Genomic DNA, 2999 nt, shown 5'->3' with positions numbered 1-2999 from the left:
GAAGACGCTGCCCAATCTGCATGTTTTCATGGTCATCCCCACCCCTGAACGCATCCAGATGGTAGCGGCCACGCATGACACGATCAAGCTGCTCGGGCATGGCAGTTCGATGCCCAATCAGGGACAAGACATTCGAGAGGGGGGAACTGATTCGTCAGCGGCAGCAGAAGGAATAGCAAGGTATGCGCTCAAACAGAGGAATAACAGCGCCCCGCCAGAGTTAGTGCGAATGCCCAAACCGCATGGCGCCGTTATCGAGCCCAGGGGCAATGCCGAGATCGCCGAGGAGCTGGAAGCACTGGGCATCAAGACGCTGGTGGCCAGTCTGTGGACCTACGATCATGCCGGGGACAGCAAGGGCGAGAAATATCGGGAGATCTACATCCACAGCAAATTGATGATCATTGACGATGCCTTCTTTACGCTGGGCAGTGCCAATCTCAATCTGCGCAGTATGGCGGTGGATGCTGAGATCAATATTGGGTGTGATGATCCTCGTTTGAGTGAGAATTTGAGGTCAAGAGTTTTCTCTCTGCATACCGGTGACGCGGGCGGGTGTAACGGCGGCGATGGAGGTCATGACGCTATCCAAAAGACATTTCGTGCTTGGATCAAACTGCTGTCTGAAAACACCATAAGCAAAGACGGACAAAAAGCGCCCAAGGGATTCCTCATTCCCTTCGAAGATAAGCGCACATCAAGTATGCGACTCGCATGATCGCTCCCCATGCAAAAAATTCTCAGCGCCAAGATAGGGCTCGTTTTATTGTCGTCAATCGCATTCACTCTTCTGATATCGACGTTTATGCATAACCTTCCCCGCAACATGTCCCTCAAGGCATTCGATCCTCATCGTAAAGAATTTCCATGCACTTACGAGAAGCACAGCGAACCTCCGCTTCACGAAGAGGCAGAAGCTTGGTTCAGAGAAGGCTTGGCAGTCACCACCTTTGACTTATGGCCCGACGACCGCGATTACGCGAAAGCGGCCAAGCTATGGAGCAAATCTGCAGAAGAAAAGCACTGGCAAGCAATGCTGAATCTAGCCAGCCTATACATCCATGGGAAAGGGGTGGGCAAGGATACAGAGCGAGCGGTTGTACTCGTAGAAGAAGTGATGAAGATGGGAATTCCTCGCGCTTTTGATTTTATGGGGACCTTGCACATGAATGGTACTGGTGTGAGACAAGATGCGACCCGCGCATATGCCTTTTGGTCTCTGGCTGCGGAAATGGGAAGTGCTGACGCGCAGACCTACCTTGGTGAGCGGCTCAATGCAACTCGTGATGCCCCCGCACGCGGAACTTGGGGAAACAAGGCTATTGCTTACAAACTGCTGGAATGCGGATATGCCCAAGAAAACGGAGGGGCGGCTGCGACGCTTGGCCTTAGCCTTGGATTGGACGGCAGGCAGCAACAAGCCCTCAACATCTTGCATGACGGCGTGAAATTTGGGAGCGAAAATAGTGCAATATTCCTTGCCGTCAGCTTTGAAACTGGTGATGCGACAGCTCAATACCAAGTGGACAAAGATAGGGGCGAGCGCTATGCCGCCATCAGTGACATGCTCCACCTCAACCCCGACCTCCGCCTCCCCAACCTCGACAAGGTGCTCCCCCTGCCTCCCGCCATTCTTCCCTACTGGGATGGCGATAAGCAGTCCCTGATCGATGGCGCCAAACCCGTCAAGGTAGTTTCATCAGACATCGGCAAACCTTCTCCCGCATCACTGCGCCAAGGCCGCGCTCATATCCCCGACGGCCTCGTCCTTCCGGAGAAACCACAAGGCGGCCATCTGATCCAGCATGAACACACCGATGCCACCATCAGCGGATACTGGATCGCTCAACTCCGTGATCCGCGCGAGCCTCGCTTGGCCGCTTGGAATGCAGCGCAGATCCCCATGCGTTACGAGCGGGGAGAAAGCTTCGAACCCAGCCGTGTCGGACTGGACGCCAGCGATGGCGTCTTACGCTTTCACTATCTCGGAACACCAGTTCCCCAAGATGCCGCTGCAAAACACCGACCCGACTGGCGCGTTCCGCAAGGCGTGCTGCGCGAAGTACCTGTTCCATCCCGCGATCTGCGTTCAACAGGGCTACTCCCCGCGCCCGCTACAGGCATATGGCACGGCAGCATTGATCCGGCCCATCCCTTGGCAAAGGTCTTCAACCAATGGACACGGCAGGCCTATGTCGAAGAAGGTCAAGCCTTCCCCGATCCGCGTGATCGCGGACTCGACATCTCTCCAAAGGATATCGAATGGCAATGGCTGGATCAGGCGAATCAGCCTCTGCCTTCGGGGCGTAAAGACATCACCATTCGTAACTTCGATCCTGCTGACACAACAAAAGATCAGCACTGAATCGTATTCTTCCCTTTTGCTTATGCAAGATACCCACCATCCGGGCAGCGTCCCTATTGATCTGCGCAAACGAAGCGCCACAGCAACCGCGCAATGGCTGCTGGAGCGCACAGAAGACAGCAACTCTCCGATCTATCACGCCAACCAGCTTGAAGTATTGATCTGCGGCGAAGAAGGCTTTGCCCGCATCCTGCAAGACATCCGCCAGGCGCGGCATAGTGTGGAGATCATCTGCTGGGGTTTCGATCCGGCCATGGAACTGGAACGCAATGGCCATACCTGGCCTCGCGGGCCGACCTGGGGGGATTTGCTCAGGGAGGTTGCGGCCGGCAAGTACAACAACGGCAAACCAGTCGAAGTACGGGTGCTGTGCTGGCACGAGGGGATGCTCTCTGCCATCGCAAAGAATACGCCAGGCTACGGTACGCTCGATGCCGATCAGGTCAAACGCATCCGGCATCATGAGCGCCTCTCCGGCAAGCCGCACGAAGCTGGCCTCACGCCGCAGGAGCGACGCAGCTATTTCAATGCGTTGTGGTTCTTTGAAGCTACCCATGGTACGCACCCTCATCTCATCTTCAAGGTTCGCGCGGCCAATTCCGACAAGGTCGGACAGAGTATGCGCAGGAGAAGA

Annotated in this window: 2 protein-coding genes and 1 pseudogene; all 3 read left to right on the top strand. The window is 55.6% G+C overall.

From position 1 onward, the window contains the following. Positions 1 to 718 (top strand): phospholipase D-like domain-containing protein (locus tag I5W_RS08980; RefSeq protein WP_044528964.1); only part of this gene is annotated, 718 nt, incomplete at its 5' end. 9 nt (positions 719 to 727) lie between these two features. Continuing rightward, positions 728 to 2365 carry an SEL1-like repeat protein gene (locus I5W_RS08975; protein ID WP_044528963.1) on the top strand — a complete coding sequence of 546 codons (1638 nt, stop codon included), beginning with the start codon at positions 728 to 730 and terminating at the stop codon, positions 2363 to 2365. A gap of 22 nt (positions 2366 to 2387) precedes the next feature. Then, positions 2388 to 2999, top strand: a pseudogene (locus I5W_RS08970) (phospholipase D-like domain-containing protein); the annotation flags it as partial.

Origin of the sequence: Herbaspirillum sp. B65, assembly GCF_000333555.1 — a bacterium.
GTDB classification, from domain to species: Bacteria; Pseudomonadota; Gammaproteobacteria; order Burkholderiales; family Burkholderiaceae_D; genus Herbaspirillum; species Herbaspirillum rubrisubalbicans.
The sequence above is the reverse complement of the archived record's forward strand: the minus strand, read 5'-3'. Positions and strand labels throughout refer to the sequence as shown.

Excerpts from the sequence above, each read along its gene's own strand:
- I5W_RS08975 (WP_044528963.1), top strand. The coding sequence starts at position 728 with ATGCAAAAAATTCTCAGCGCCAAGATAGGGCTCGTTTTATTGTCGTCA.